The 12,612-nt window shown below is 35.7% G+C and carries 13 protein-coding genes; 9 read left to right on the top strand and 4 right to left on the bottom strand.

The window, feature by feature from the left end:
* The first annotated feature begins 233 nt into the window (after positions 1 to 233).
* The 3 genes from RE409_RS23890 to RE409_RS23880 all read left to right on the top strand — a co-directional run bounded on the left by RE409_RS23890 (position 234) and on the right by RE409_RS23880 (position 2,412).
* Positions 234 to 671: a GNAT family N-acetyltransferase gene (locus tag RE409_RS23890; RefSeq protein WP_201222890.1), complete on the top strand. Its 438-nt coding sequence runs from the start codon at positions 234 to 236 to the stop codon at positions 669 to 671.
* A gap of 584 nt (positions 672 to 1,255) precedes the next feature.
* On the top strand, positions 1,256 to 1,756 hold the full coding sequence (locus RE409_RS23885) for a hypothetical protein (RefSeq protein ID WP_201222891.1): 501 nt from the start codon (positions 1,256 to 1,258) through the stop codon (positions 1,754 to 1,756).
* A gap of 146 nt (positions 1,757 to 1,902) precedes the next feature.
* The gene (locus tag RE409_RS23880) at positions 1,903 to 2,412 is read left to right on the top strand and encodes a GrpB family protein (RefSeq protein WP_056521258.1); all 510 of its coding nucleotides are present in this window, start codon (positions 1,903 to 1,905) and stop codon (positions 2,410 to 2,412) included.
* A 322-nt stretch (positions 2,413 to 2,734) separates the two neighbouring features.
* Here the strand turns inward: RE409_RS23880 and RE409_RS23875 are convergent, their stop codons facing one another.
* Entirely contained in the window at positions 2,735 to 3,745 is a 1,011-nt protein-coding gene (locus RE409_RS23875) for a LacI family DNA-binding transcriptional regulator (RefSeq protein WP_309558193.1), read from the bottom strand.
* 292 nt (positions 3,746 to 4,037) lie between these two features.
* On the opposite strand from RE409_RS23875, the gene RE409_RS23870 reads away from it, so the two are divergent.
* A complete protein-coding gene (locus tag RE409_RS23870) occupies positions 4,038 to 4,520 on the top strand; it encodes a YdbC family protein (protein ID WP_309558192.1) in 483 nt (160 codons plus the stop codon).
* 370 nt (positions 4,521 to 4,890) lie between these two features.
* Here the strand turns inward: RE409_RS23870 and RE409_RS23865 are convergent, their stop codons facing one another.
* Entirely contained in the window at positions 4,891 to 5,514 is a 624-nt protein-coding gene (locus RE409_RS23865; RefSeq protein ID WP_242486068.1) for a glycosyltransferase, read from the bottom strand.
* Positions 5,515 to 5,851: 337 nt separating this feature from the next.
* On the opposite strand from RE409_RS23865, the gene RE409_RS23860 reads away from it, so the two are divergent.
* From RE409_RS23860 to RE409_RS23845, 4 genes are read left to right on the top strand one after another with little or no spacing between them, the layout of a single operon-like run.
* The gene (locus RE409_RS23860; protein ID WP_056521067.1) at positions 5,852 to 6,232 is read left to right on the top strand and encodes a GntR family transcriptional regulator; all 381 of its coding nucleotides are present in this window, start codon (positions 5,852 to 5,854) and stop codon (positions 6,230 to 6,232) included.
* Positions 6,229 to 6,915: an ABC transporter ATP-binding protein gene (locus tag RE409_RS23855; RefSeq protein WP_201186892.1), complete on the top strand. Its 687-nt coding sequence runs from the start codon at positions 6,229 to 6,231 to the stop codon at positions 6,913 to 6,915. The genes RE409_RS23860 and RE409_RS23855 overlap by 4 nt, the downstream gene beginning before the upstream one ends.
* Entirely contained in the window at positions 6,912 to 7,745 is an 834-nt protein-coding gene (locus RE409_RS23850; RefSeq protein WP_201186890.1) for a hypothetical protein, read from the top strand. The genes RE409_RS23855 and RE409_RS23850 overlap by 4 nt, the downstream gene beginning before the upstream one ends.
* A 25-nt stretch (positions 7,746 to 7,770) precedes the next feature.
* Positions 7,771 to 9,012, top strand: a complete 1,242-nt coding sequence (locus RE409_RS23845; RefSeq protein WP_309558191.1) for a hypothetical protein — start codon at positions 7,771 to 7,773, stop codon at positions 9,010 to 9,012.
* A 369-nt stretch (positions 9,013 to 9,381) separates the two neighbouring features.
* Here the strand turns inward: RE409_RS23845 and RE409_RS23840 are convergent, their stop codons facing one another.
* Both RE409_RS23840 and RE409_RS23835 read right to left on the bottom strand, forming a co-directional pair.
* Positions 9,382 to 10,581, bottom strand: a complete 1,200-nt coding sequence (locus RE409_RS23840; protein WP_201186886.1) for an MFS transporter — start codon at positions 10,579 to 10,581, stop codon at positions 9,382 to 9,384.
* A 12-nt stretch (positions 10,582 to 10,593) separates the two neighbouring features.
* Positions 10,594 to 11,022 carry a MarR family winged helix-turn-helix transcriptional regulator gene (locus RE409_RS23835; RefSeq protein ID WP_376109681.1) on the bottom strand — a complete coding sequence of 143 codons (429 nt, stop codon included), beginning with the start codon at positions 11,020 to 11,022 and terminating at the stop codon, positions 10,594 to 10,596.
* 201 nt (positions 11,023 to 11,223) lie between these two features.
* Between RE409_RS23835 and RE409_RS23830 the strand changes: the two genes are divergently transcribed.
* Positions 11,224 to 11,628 (top strand): hypothetical protein, encoded by a 405-nt coding sequence (locus tag RE409_RS23830; protein WP_309558189.1) that lies wholly within the window; start codon positions 11,224 to 11,226, stop codon positions 11,626 to 11,628.
* Positions 11,629 to 12,612: the final 984 nt, after the last annotated feature.

The raw sequence follows: 12,612 nt of genomic DNA, 5'->3' as shown, positions 1-12,612 counted from the left end.
TAAGAAAACACCATTTGAAATGGATGGGGTTAACAGTCGTTGTTTGGTTTCCTCATAACATTAAGATTCCTTTATTTATAAATTTGATTAAGGGAAGGAATATAGAAGCATTAGAATACTTATAAATAGTATAGAAAATGTATTAGTAATATTTTTTAATAGGACAAATATTCAAATGGCAATGGAACTACTTAACTAACATGTACTAGCCCTTAGAAAGGATGCTTTCATTCATGGAAATAAGGAAACCAACTGATTATGAACTTCAAAAGGTCTTATCACTTTCGCCACAAGCTGTTTTTGACGGCACATTAGGTGAAGTGAAGCCAACTAATCAAAAAATCAAACAACTTGTTGAACCACTGCTTGCAAAAGGGAGTTATTATGTCATTGCGATAGAAGAAGATCGACTAATGGGGTGGATTCTATTAGGAGCAAGTAAAGATCAGTTTACGGATAAGATGAATGGATTTATTTATGAACTGTTTGTAATAGAAGAATACAGAGGGAAAGGTATTTCTAAGAGATTAATGGAGTCAGCAATTGATTTTCTAAAACAAGATGGGCATTCTGAAGTCCGTCTAAGTGCTTTTGCCCAGAACAAAGCTATTAAGCTCTACGAAAAAATGGGCTTTAACATCAGAACACTTACGATGAGTTTGCCGTTATGACTCTTTCAGTGGATGTTTCGTAATAGAGGAATATGTACTTGGAGGATTGCTTAGTTGACTATGGGCTGATAATCCTGATAAAAAAGCAGGTTTATTACATAAAAAAGGATAGTAATTAACCGTCCTAAAGCTTTTATCTATTAGTGTTAGACCTATTTACAGGGGGGATAAAAAAAGTGAATGAAGCAATAATTAGTTTTCTTATTATTGTAATGTTGATCATTGCGTTCACATACGGTCTTATAAGACAAATACGGCAAATAGTTAGTATCAGAAAAGGAAATAAATCAGATTATGTTCATTACAAAAGAACAGTAGTTGGAAACTATCTGAGTTGCATTTCATATGCGGGTTTTCTTATTGCCTATATCTTAAATGTACTTCTTGCATCACGTATTATACTTAGTGTATTTTTTACAAGTGATAACACCAGTTTCAGTTGTTTTATTTTTTTTGCCTTACTATTGATCGCGAAATTTGGAATTATTCCTAATGATTCAAAACAGAGGGATTTACAGAATTGATGATGTCAGAGGATGTTCAATATTCTTGTTATACAAATACGTTATTAAGAAAGAGGAAATATGAAAAAAATTCCGCTAACACTATTAATCATCGGAATATCCATTACCTTTGTCTTAAGCTTTGCCATGCCAGAGTTGGCAGGCAAAGTAAAAAACGATATAAGCTCTATGAAAATCCTATACTCCTACAGCGTTACAAAGTCATTCTTGGAACAAACCGAAGAAACAATCGAAATGGCATCTGTACCTCTGGGTAAAGTAAAGACCCAAGATGTTAATATCCGCACAGATGTTCAGCTTGAAGAAACACCACTGAATATTCAAGGTGTAGTGAAAGAAAACCTAAACAAGCCAGAAGAGTACAAACACGAAGTCACCTTAACTGGCCCCGAAAAAGGATTTACCTACCGGAAATATTATCTTACCAAAAATTACGATAAAGGAACTTACACAGTTATTCGGACTAATAAAATAACTGGAAAAGAAAAGGAGTATGCCGGAACGTACTATGAACCGAGTGCTCAGGATCCTATCATCGAGTGGTCACGTGACAAAAAGTAAAAAAGGTATGTGATTAGATGACAACTCTTATTACTACGCTTATCCCATTTTTACTATAGATAAAAACGATAGTCTAAAACAAGCCCCCCATTCTAGGGGGATATTTTTAATTAATGAACATGATTAACATGAAAGTCAGAGGAAAAATGGAAAAACCAGTTACGATTGAGAATTACAACCCAAATTGGGTTACTGAGTTCGAACATGAAAAAGCGAAGATTAAGGAAGTCCTAAAGGACAAACCTATTTGTGTTGAGCACATTGGGAGTACCTCTGTAAAAGACTTATGCGCAAAACCAATTTTGGATATAATGGCAGGCGTTCAACATTTAGATGAAGTGGACAAGTTTATTGATCCATTAAAAACAATTGGCTATGAGTTTGTCGCACATAAGGAGTTTCCTGAAAGGCGTTTTTTTAGAAAAGGCCAATGGAGAGCGGGTACACACCATTTACATATCTACAAATTCGGAAGTGAAGAGTGGAATAATCATCTATTATTTAGGGATTATTTAAGCACTCATCCTGATATTCGTAAACAATACCAGCAATTAAAACAAAACTTATCTCAAAAGCATCATTTAGATAGAGTGGGATATACTCAAGCAAAAGCCCCATTTATCCGATATGTCATAGAAGAAGCAAAAAAAAGATAAATAGTATGTGATTAAAAGGAGTATATCATTTCAATCTTTTTAGCGACCATTTTAGGCTCACTTCTCCTTACGATGGGACCAATTAATTGGAGGGGTGGTCGTAGATTGTTTTTTTAGAGGTTATATTCACTTAACAAGATTAGTAAAAAACTTGAACTGTCAAAGTCTATGAAGTAAAAGCTGAAGAGTACTGAAAGAAAAATCAAATCTAAGAGTCGTTCGCTTTTCGGTTATTACATGTTCTCTATTATTCCATGGCAGATGTAACGGCAGTGGATATAAACTGCCGTTTTTGTGTGTGAAATCTTATGGTAATAGCCTTTTAGCATGAATTTCGAACAATAAGTTCCGGGGCAAACCGATATGTAATGAACGGAGCCTGAACAGGATTAGTTATCCGGTCCAATAATAATTCTGCTACTTTGATTCCCATTTGTTGTATAGGTTGTCCAATTGTTGTGATAGAAGGTTCATAAAATTCCGAATAGGCGACATCATCAATACTGATAATGGCTACTTCATTAGGAATCGAGACTTTTTGCTTTTTCAAATAGCTAAGGATTTCACGGAGCACTAAATCATTTCCTGCTACTATGGCTGTTGGAGGCTTTTCTGTATCGAATATTTGGGCCAATTTTTCTTGAATTTGGTTTTTGTGTAAAGAATAGATATCATCTTCTCTGACTTCAAAATCATAAGATGCCATTGCTTTTTTAAATCCTTCGATTCTTTCCAACCTTGGCGTGATAGGGATATCAATAGGTAAGGTTAAAAACGCGATATTTTCGTGTCCTTTTTCAGCTAGCATGGATACAGCTAAAAAGATTGCAGCGTGATTGTCTAAAAGGACGGAATCAGATGTCACGCCATCAACTAACCGATCAACGAATACCATAGGAATCGAATGATCGATTAGATAATTATAGACTTTAAAATCATTTCCTACTGGAAAAATAATGATTCCATCTACTTGCGTAGAAACCAGCAAATCAAGGTATTCTTTTTCTTTCTCTGGATCATCAGCAGAGTCACAAATGAATACCTTCATGCCGTGCTGCCGAAACTGTTCCTCCACGGTACGAATAATTTCGGTGGACAAAGTATGTAAAATATTAGCTACGAGAATGCCTATGACTTTTGTTTTTTTTACTTTTAAATTTCTAGCATTATCATTGGGACGAAAGTCAAGTTCTTGGATGACTTGCTCGATTCTGTCTTTGGTTTCAGCACTCATATAACGAAAACGTTGGTTGATATATTGAGAAACCGTACTTTTGGAAACACCGGCCTTCTCAGCAACATCTGATATAGTAGTTTTCTTTTTTTTATTCATGGCGTTCTCCTAGAGGATATTATTTCTTGAAAATGGATACCTTCATCATAACAAAGGAGCATAATGATTCCAACGCCATTCTTTAACATGAACAGGGATCTATTTTGTTATACGCTGGATTTAAGAAACACCCTTAGCGCTTTTGGATGCACAGAAGCATAGTAAGCTAAATCAAAGTTTGGCTGCGGAACTTCCATCGATGGTTATATAAACGGTAAAAATGATTTAATAAAAGAGATAGATAAAAAAGCAAAAGTTGGGTGAAATCTATAAATAAGTAGGTGGATCAAATATGTTAATAAAGTGGATAAAATGCCAAGTGAATGAGGAAAACAAGAGTTCATTTTCTAACGCACAAGAGGGTTGGGGAGAATTGAAACAGTTAGATGGATTTATAGGCCAAATCGGGGGATGGGATAAAAACAATCCGTTTGAAGCAGGCATTATTTCTTTCTGGAGAGATGATCGTTCTTACCAAGCATTCATGGAGCAACAGCATGATGGAATTTTCGAGAAGAGTAACCAAAGAAATACTTATTCCAATATCTCTGTTCAAATTTTCGAGAAAATGTTTAATACAAGCAAAACAGACATGACAGATTTTTTAAGTAAGGGAAGTCTTCTTCGAGTGGCAGATTGTTTTGTAGAAACAAATAAACAACTTGAGTTTGAGCACATGCAAAAAGAAGTATGGAACAAAGGGATGATGGCTTCACCAGGAATGTTTGCTGGAGTATTTGCTGAAAAGAAAAATGGAAGATATCTGGTCGCTTAATTATGGGACAAGGATTGTTCACATCAATGGTATGTGGACAATAAAATGCCTGCCTTAATTCAGAGTTCTGGAGTCAAGGACCCTGCAATAAGGATTACAGGAAGTTTATTAAAAGTTAATCCAAAATGGATCGTTTTTTGAATGATCGGGATGTTTCCTTAAATCCAAAGTAGGTTCAGGTTGAATCTAAGTTGCCCATAAACAATGGCTATTGTTCAACAAGCTTTACGAAGTTTACGAGATGAAACAGATAAACGGGGTTTAGCTCAAGTATCTGCGAATCTACCCCTTTAGGATCCCCCAGCATATTAAACCCGACTTTATCTTTGAAAGAAAGAGATAGAATCGGGATTTGTTTTTATTAGATGTTTTAAAACTTTTTTGGGAATTGCTTGATAATCCCTTCTGTTAGGGTGTCTGCCAATTTAATAATATGATCTTCACCTTTATCAAAAGCAGAAATTTCCGCATCTGTATCCTTTTTAATTCTTGATACAACTTGGTCTGTAAGCAATTTTAAATGTGTATATAGCAATTCCTTTAATTCATCATTGCTCCAATTTGGATTGGCTTTACTAAGAAAAAGAGCAATATCATCAGCATTTTTATACCATTCAGCATTAAATATTTTCAGATTTTCCTGGTTTCCGCTTTTTGCTGCATCCACCACTTTTCCTGCAAGAACGATGTGCTCCCTTAACAGTTCAGCTAGTTTGTTGCCGGCTGCATCGCCATAATAAGGTTTGATTGCATTTCCTATATCATCCTGATTTTTTAATAACCTAGTCAGTACCTTTTCTTTGTCATCCAAATCTGATAAGGCACTTACCATATAGCTTCTTGTCCATATAGTATGGTCGATCCAAAGTTTCTGTAAAGTATGTTTTAGCTGTTCCGATGATTTACTAATACATTGTCTTTGTTGAGCCCCTTTTCCTTTTGCCTCAGTAGTTAGAGGAGAAAAGATCAAAGCAAAAGACATAAACAAGATCATTAACTTTAAAAACCGGTTTTTGATAAAAACCATCCCCTTTATAGAAATTTACATGCTCTATTATTATTTGATTAATTTACAGATTTTACTCTATAAGGGACTTAACAGAAAAATGAGCAAAAAAAATTATCGCCGACTTTACGATGATCACCAATAAGCTACTAAAACCTCGATTTCATTACGCAATCGGTTTTTTTAATATGTGGAAATTCTATATTGACAGTGAAGGTGTATTACGAGTATAGTACATCTATAAGGTGTATGAACTACTTAATACATACACTCGTTATTAAATTTCAAATCGAAGTTTTTTCCTAAATAAATAGGGGGTAGTTTTATGAACGTTAATACCCGAGAACCGGTATATTTGCAAGTTGTGAGGCATTTTAAAGAACAAATTGCCATTGGGAAATTCGTAGCGGGACAGGAAATTCCATCCCGAAGAGAACTGGCGGCTTCACTGAACATTAATCCTAATACAGCTCAAAAAGCGTATAAAGAAATGGAGGAACAGGGTTTGATTCATACAGAAAGAAATTTTCCTAGTCAAATCACAACAAATGAAACGATTTTACAGGCTGTTAGACAGGAGCTTATTCTGGCAGCGGTTGATTCTTTTGTCGATGCTATTCGGCCTATTAATGTGCCAGTTGAAGAGCTGCTTCGAGTGGTTAAAGAAAAATATTCGGAAGAAATAAGGGAGGGGGAAGAAAAATGATAGAAGTAAAACAAATCTCTAAGAAATACGGCCGGAAGACAATCTTAGATGGTGTTTCGTTTACTGCTAATAAAGGTGAAGTCACTTGTCTGATCGGGATAAATGGTGTCGGGAAAACGACTACACTCAAAGCCATTATGGGATTGACGCCTTATAAAGGTGAAATCTTAATTGATAATGAAAAAATGACTAAGAACAGTTATGAAAAAATCACGTTTATTCCGGACGCACCGACCATGCTTCCATCAATGACGGTTAAACAGGCAATGGTTTTCATGGAAGATTTCTACACGTCATGGAACTCGGAAAGAGCTAATCAATTATTGGGATTTTTTAAACTGAACGAAGAGATCCCCATTTCGGAATTGTCAAAAGGCAACACAGCTAAGCTTAACCTAATGCTGGGTCTGTCCCTTGATGTGGATTATGTACTGATGGACGAACCATTTTCGGGCATTGATATGTTTAGCCGGGAGCAAATTGCCGATGTCTTTGCGAGCCACCTTATCGAAGACAGAGGAGTCATCATCACGACCCATGAAATCGGTGATATTGAACATTTAATCGATAAGGTCATTTTATTGGATAACGGTAAAGTCCTCAAAGAGTTCAATACAGAAGAAATGCGTGAAGAGGAAGGGAAATCAGTAGTCGATGTAATGAGAGAGGTGTACCAATCATGATGCGTTATTTAAAGCTAGTGAATTTTGAAATCAATCGATTTAGTAAAATATATATTTCTTTATTGTTGATAACATTGGTGTCGCAGTTAGTTGGAGTGATCATTGGAACAAAGAGTTTTCTTAATCGAGCCCATGATATCATGTCGGAAGAAAAAATATCAGAAGCCGCCTATTTTACTAATTATGGTGGTATTGATTTTACCCAAATTGCTAATTCTCTCTGGTTCCAAGGACCGATCGCGTTGAGTGCAGTTGCTCTTGTTTTTTACATTTTTCTGATTTGGTATCGTGATTGGTTTGGAAAGAATACCTTCATTTATCGCCTATTGATGTTACCGACATCGAGATTGTCAATCTACCTTTCTAAAGCTACGGCCATCATCTTGATGGTGTTAGGGTTGATTGCTTTGCAGATTATCATTTTACCCATGGAAAATGCCCTATTTAATTCATACGTACCTGAATCGTTCTTGAACAAGGAAATGTCAATTTACTCCATTGCGAAATTTAATAGTGTCTTGAATTTGGTTATCCCAAGCACCTTCACACAATTCCTGCTTAACTATGGCATTGGTCTTATGGTCATGTCGATATTATTCACAGCGATCATGTTTGAAAGGAGTTTCCGTATAAAAGGCATCATTTTGGGCTTGGTGTATACCGGAATCGCCGCTGCGTTGTTTTTAACTCCTGTTTTCGTAATGGCAAGTGATGTTTTCTATTTTTACCCTGGTGAACTCGTGGGTATACTGATCGCTTTAGGAATCATTGTGACAGGACTATCGATTTGGCTTGGTTCCTGGTTATTGAAAAATCGCGTTACCGTATAACAACTATTAAAGGAGAGTGAACAAGGTGAAACGTTATATATGCAGCATCATTATTGGAATGGTTGTCATCTTAAGCATCGGAACCTATTATGTCAAAGTAGCTTCCTCCGCTTCCGGCCTTCCAAAGTATACGTTCAAGACGCTAGAAGGTAGTAGCAAAGAGCTTGATCCGGTAATCATAAATGGTTCTTCACTTGAAGCCAATCCCTATTTTGAATTATTAACGATTGAATCCAATCAAACAACATATGACAGCGAAAAGTCTTACTTTGAAAGCTTAACTGGAAGACAAGATGCTCAAATGGGAAGATTAATGAAAGAACATCGTTCATTTATGCGTGGTAAGGGTTTTATCGATTCTTTTTATGAAGACAGTGATTTCCTGGCTTACGCCTCGGTAAATGAAGATTTCACAAAGAGCGGAAACATGGAAGCGAAGTTTGATATCGCTTTATTGGAGAAGAAAAGCAACGATGAAAGTTCTTTCAGTTTGGAACTTCCTGATCAAGAGAGAAAAATGAATACGAATGTCGTGGATGTGCAATTGGTCCATTCAAAACTACAGGTATTAACGACTAATGATGTGAATTCCAACGATGACAAACAAACGAAAGAGGTTCATCTGTATACGATCGATTTAGCTAATAAGAAAGTAATAGGCGATAAAACTCTTTTATCCGAAACTTATAATGGCAATGACCAAGTCGAAGTTGGGATGCCAATTGATGTTGCTCCCACCCAGTCAAACAACATGATTTTATTTTCTGTGATCAAAGGGGTAAATCATGAGGATGGTCCATATGAGGAAAAGCCAAAAGAAAGAAAACTGCTATCTTATCATTATGAAACGGAAAAATTAGAAACGGTTAATGGGTCCGAAAAAGAATCTCTTAGCCTGGACATGGCAAAATCAGGATATGTTGATGGGGAAAACCTATACGCAGTTGATACCAAATCCGATAAATATCACATTAAGACGTTTGATCTAAGCAGTCAAAAGATAACGAAGGATCTAGAGCTAGATCTAGCTGTTCATAAGAATGAAGAATACTTCGCCACCGTTAAGAATGGAAAGGTGTATATCCTTCTAGGTAATGACAGATATCCAGAGGAAATGGATTATAAAACTAAACCGCCTCGATTGCTGATTGCCGATTTAAAGACCGGAAAGACTTTATATAAAGGTGAAACAGTCATTCAATCAGCAGATCAAAAGAAAAAAACCAAAAATCATGGTTTTTATATAGAAAATATAGAAGTCAAATAAGGACCCCTATCACTAGAAGCAGTCTCAAAAACTATTGAGACTGCTTCTTTTTTTAGTGAAGGTCGAATTATTTCTCTGAAGGACGAATTATTTCTCATGAAGGACGAATTATCTCACTGAAGGACGAATTATTTCTCATGAAGGTCGAATTATTTCTCTGAAGGACGAATTATTTCTCTGAAGGTCGAATTAATACCAACAACGGAAGAATTAATACCAACAACGGACGAATTATCCCCAACAAAGGACGAATTCCCGTTGTGCAATAAAACTATTTGCTTATCAGACTTATTCTTTAGATCGAACTCATGGCATAAAAGCATTAAAAAAAGGGATATCCCGTTACAGGATATCCCTTGCTAATTTCGATCAAATTGAAGCGATTTTTACTCTTGCTGCACTTTCATTCTTGCCGTGCAAGAAGTAGTAAAGAAGAGAAGTTGCTATGACCACAACACCTAGGATGACATAAAGTGTACTGTAGCCTGTTAATGGAATGATTAAACCTAGTATATAAGGACCAAATCCAAGTCCAGCATCAAGCATGATAAAGAAGGTTGACGTTGCCATTCCCATACGGTGAGGCGGAGTCATTTTAACGGCGATCGCTTGCGAGCTTGATTGCATATTACCGAATCCAAGTCCAATAAGGAATCCGGCTGCCAATAAAGTGAAACTATTACTTGTTTGACTTAGAAGGAGCAGTCCGGCTCCAAAGATAATAAAGGCCGGATACATAATATAGTTCGATCCTCTCCGGTCCATTAACGGTCCTGAGAAAGGGCGTGATAACAATACTGCTACTGCATAGACTACAAAGAAGAAGCTTGCAGTATTAACTAGGTTGATTTCCATTGCATAGAAACTGATAAAAGAAAGAACGCTAGAGTAACAGAAAGCTAATAATAGAGTAATAAATGAGATGGGCAGTGCCTTTGGCTCAATAAAGTTGGATAGCTTGAATCCCTTACTTTCAGATACTTTGATCGTTCCTTTTAATGCAGGTACATAAAGGAAGAATGCTGTAATCAAACTGATTACCCCTAAAGCAAGGCAGAAACTAAAAATCGTTTGAAAGCTTGCATGTTGTGTCATATAAAGTCCGATGAAAGGACCGATTGCTGTGGCCAGTGTTGCACTCATGCTGTAGTAGCCGATTCCTTCCCCTTTTCGTGTTGCCGGGATAATCTGAGCTACAATCGTTCCTGTCGCTGTGCTGGCCATACCCATTGCTATACCATGTATTAGACGGTTAGCAAGCAGGAAGGTAATACCGAAATCAACAAAATATAATAGTGTTGTCAAAGTAAAAAAGATTAGACCAATATACAATGTTTTCTTACGGCCAATCGAATCAATAAAGCGGCCGATGAATAGTCGCCCAATTAAAGTTCCAATAATAAATATCCCAGATATAAGGCCGGCTTGGCTTGTAGAAGCATTTAATTCATTTACTGCATAGATAGCCAATGTCACCATTAATAAATAAAAAATTAATGTTATGAAAAAATTGATGGAGGAAACAATAACAAAATCTTTCGTCCACAATTTTGGTTTGGATTGATCCATTTTATTATCCCCTTACTCTATAATATTATTTCTTATTTCGCTCATAATGCGGATGGCTGCGAGCTGTTCTTCTTCAGAGATTCCTGTTAAAATGTCCTGTTCATATTGGTCAATGGTCACACGGACATCACTATATATCTTGGTCCCAAGCTCTGTAAGCTGCATTCTTTTTTCGCGTCTATCTTTGCTGGGAACATGCTCTACATATCCTAATTCTTCTAAGCGGGTAATGGTCCTGGTAATTGTGGGTTTTTCCACACTCTGATAATTTGCAAGCTCTACAAGCGTTGCAGAACCATAATTGGATAAGTAATGCAAAATTGACCATTGCGCTCTGTGCAAATTATGTTTGTTTAGCTGTATATTTAGATTATTTTCAAAAGGCCTGTACAGCAGCAATAGTTCTTGAAAGAATTTTTGGTAAGTCTTTATCAGAAACACTCCTTATAATATATAGTTACTGAGAGTAATTGTTACCCTGAGTAACTATAATAGCAGAAATTATAGCAATATGTCCAGTCGCTTTTAAGGATCAGACATCATAGGTAGTTCTTTAATCAGGTATAGAAGCCACTTCATGAAATCGGCTAGGTTTTTTGCCAGAGTTAAGGGGGAATACACCTAGAGGAGATGATGTGAAGCATGTACAAATCAATGATTGCATTAGTTGCAGCCGCAACAATGCTAACTGCTTGTAACAGTAATGAAACAGATGAAAACACTAAAGAGGTTACAGAAAAAAGTGAACAGCCCGTGCAAACAGTAGATGAACAAGTAACACAAAATGAATCCGCACAAAACGAAACAACTCCAATTGCAGATCATGAGAAGTGGTCTTCTTTACCTGAATATGGAAAGATAATCGAGCAAATCGGCAACGAAGATTATAATTTTAATAAGGAAACGGATAATGACAATAAACGCGTTTTTCTTATTGACCTAAAGGGTGAAAAACAATATAAAACCATTTTCGTTAAAAATACCAATCGCCTTAAAATCGTAAAAATAAACGGTGGCGGAGAGATTTTTAATGAGGTCATTAAATAAAAAGTCACTACACTAAGCTGTTTGACATCACAGAAAAAGGGGCTGTAATGACAGCCCTTTTTGTCATTTGTAATAGAAGAAAACTAATTAAAACCCGATAGTAAAAAGTGCAATCACTATGGCGAGTCCTATTATAACGAGTATTGTGGTTATAATTCCGGCATACTTCAACCGTCCTTTTTCTTTGGATTTGAAACCTAAAATCCCAAATATAATACTAGTTATCAAAAGGATAGGACCTAAGATGAAGGATACATAAGCCCATACTATCTGACTTCGGGATTCACCAACATCTCTAAAAAGTAAAATAATCAGTTATGCTCCTATGATACTTAAAACAAGTGAAAACAAACTATATTTACTCCTCAAAGTATCACCCCTAAATAATAAAATCTCGAGTGCATACTATCTATATGAAAAATAACCTTTTATACCCACTCAAAAAAACTTACAAGTAAGTTACTAAAAGAATGATATATAATAGGAAGGATCATATTCCTAAATCTTAAAGCAAGTAAATCACATCCAAAACCTGTTACTAAATGACTTATTTCGGATTTTCATGAGTAAAAGCAAATAGAATAAAACCAACTTTAGATAAATACAGAGAGAAAAAGTGGGTGTGATATGAAAGATGCAAAATTCAAGGAGTTTTTATTTGTATTTGGAACATATACATTTCTCATGTTGTTCTTTTTTAGTTTCACGGATATAAATTGGAATTATGATAATTTATATGATTTAAAACCCTATATAGGTGTCGTAGGGCTTATAGTTATGATCAGTTATATTGAAAGATCCCAGAATGTTTTAACAAAAATGAGTTACTTTTGGATTAAAATTTGTGCCATACTCTTTAGTTTAATACTGCATATAGCCTTCACTTCTTAAAGAATTATTTGAATTTGCAACTATACATAGATTTTTAAGTTATAAGAGTTATTTTTATGAAAAAACCTTTAATCCATTCTTTCGCACACTGAA

Origin of the sequence: Peribacillus sp. R9-11 (genome assembly GCF_031345095.1) — a bacterium.
GTDB classification, from domain to species: Bacteria; Bacillota; Bacilli; order Bacillales; family DSM-1321; genus Peribacillus; species Peribacillus butanolivorans.
This window is presented reverse-complemented; position numbering and strand designations above follow the sequence as displayed.